The 1,671-nt window shown below is 33.6% G+C and carries 1 protein-coding gene; it reads right to left on the bottom strand.

The features are described from left to right. Positions 1-185: 185 nt before the first annotated feature. Positions 186-1,370, bottom strand: a complete 1,185-nt coding sequence (locus KTQ83_RS11685; RefSeq protein ID WP_217285050.1) for an IS110 family RNA-guided transposase — start codon at positions 1,368-1,370, stop codon at positions 186-188. Positions 1,371-1,671: the final 301 nt, after the last annotated feature.

The following is a 1,671-nucleotide window of genomic DNA, read 5'->3' as shown; positions in this document are numbered from 1 at the left end:
GGAGCTAACTATATAAAATTCAAGTATTTTTTATGAAAAAGTTTGAAAATACAAAATAACTAGATTTTTTAGTTAGTTTTAAATTGATCTTTGAAAATGTGAATATTGGATTAAATTTAGGCATGACGAAAAGAACTTTTAAAATATGATTTTTTAAAAGTTCAGATGCTTTAGATGCATATGTCTTATCTTAATAATGCAGGATCAAATGATTGTCCTGTTTCTAGTAAATGATAAATGACTCTAAGCAGCTTTCTAATGCAGTGACCTTGAGCACAACGGTGTCCTTTACCTTGAGATATCTTCAATAGATAGTATTTCTTAAATACAGGATTATTGTTAATTACAGGCAGTATGACTTGATACAAAGTCTTTCTAAGATATTTAGATCCTTTCTTAGTTATGGCAGTGTGCTGGGCGTTGTATTGACTCGATTCATAGTGATAGGGGGCTACTCCTGCAAATTTAATGATCCGAGAAGGCTTGGAATAATTGCCAATATCTCCTAATTCGGCTAAAATAGAAGTACCAGAGAAATGAGAAATCCCTGGAATGCTTAGGATAGGAGAGTTGTTTTTGATCGAGAACTCTTCTATTTTTTTATCTATTTCAGCAATTTGCTCTTTAATAAGCATGATTTGGCTTACCAAGTGTTTGATCTGTATAGTTTCAACTTCAGAAGAGATTCCGATAGAATTCTTAGCACATTCTTTTAACTTTTCAGCAGTCAATGAAATGCGGCCGCCTCTACCTTTGATTTCAAAACATTTACGAATTGTACGAATATCTGTAGAAGCGATAGCTTCAGCACTGCCAAACGTTTTAAGAAGATTCATGTAAACAACACCATATTTAGAACCGAATAAGGTATTGAATTCAGGAAAAACAAGATCAATTGATTTCTGTAGTCGATTACAGTATATATTGAGTTCTTCCTTTAGATTATGGTGATGACGAGTCAATTGTCTTTGTTCATATAAATCAAAACGGTCAACTTTAGTAATACGATACTGTTTCTTGCGCTCAGGAGTATCGAGGACATCACAAATGGTGATTGTATCCAGTTTGTCATTCTTAGTAATGCCACCTTCCATCTTGCGTGTGAGATCAGTGGTTTTAGGGTTGATCAAGGCAACCGTATATCCGTTGCTAAGAAGAAATTTAAGAAGAGCAACATGGTAATGCCCAGTGTCTTCCATACCTAATAGAATTGATTTTTTAGAATATGGTTTAAGAGAGTTGATCAGAAAGTCAAATCCTTCTTTGTTGTTAGAAAAAGAAGAAGGTGTAACATTGAATTCACCAGTTTCCTTATCCATAACACAGAAGTGGTGACTGTTCTTTCCAACATCGATACCAACTAATTTCATAAATAAACATCCTTTCTTGATTAAAATTTGTGAAAATGGTTATCCACAACACTTAGACCACAAAACCTGGTTCAAAATACGAATTCAAAGACTCATCTAACTAATCACTGTTTTGGAATAAGGTGTGGTAAGAACCTCCCTAAAGTAGTCAAGCTACAGGGTATAAATATACAAATCCACATTCACATATTCAATTTTACAAATTAACAAAACCGTCTTCAACTACGGTTATTAAAGGTTGAAAGAAAGGAGATGTATGTTGTAAATGACCAGCTAGATGGGTCAATTACAATATACCAGG

It is taken from the genome of Holdemanella porci, from assembly GCF_019052655.1.
Classification (GTDB): domain Bacteria; phylum Bacillota_I; class Bacilli_A; order Erysipelotrichales; family Erysipelotrichaceae; genus Holdemanella; species Holdemanella hominis.
This window is presented reverse-complemented; position numbering and strand designations above follow the sequence as displayed.